At 47.9% G+C, this 380-nt stretch carries 1 protein-coding gene; it reads right to left on the reverse strand.

Going from position 1 to position 380, the window contains the following annotated elements:
* Positions 1-380, reverse strand: a 380-nt coding sequence (locus C6366_RS21430; RefSeq protein ID WP_146164970.1) for a sialate O-acetylesterase, incomplete at both ends; no start/stop codon positions are given.

Here is a 380-nt window from a genome sequence, read left to right on the forward strand (position 1 = left end):
TGGTAAGTTCATTGCCGGAGATGGTTACTGCTTCAGGTTCAGGTCCGCTGAATGCTATTGCTCGATTGTATTGCCTATCCAAAGCCCATAAAGCCAATCGCTCACCTACATCTGTCTTGTTGGCGGGGTGAATATTATCCACGTTGCCAATGTCGAGTGTCACAGCCATGCCAGTGTTTGGTATCACCAGCATTCTGCGTTGGGCTTCGCGCAGGTTGGCCGATGAGGTGCCTTCTGCATCACCATAACGCCATGGTGCAATTTGTACATAGTAAAATGGCATTGTTTCATTGTCAAACTGTTTTCTCCAATCTGTTACCAGCATCGATTTTAGTCGCATGTACTGATTGGCGCGGCCAACGTTTGACTCACCCTGATAC

Source organism: Desulfonatronum sp. SC1 (assembly GCF_003046795.1).
Classification (GTDB): Bacteria; Desulfobacterota; Desulfovibrionia; order Desulfovibrionales; family Desulfonatronaceae; genus Desulfonatronum.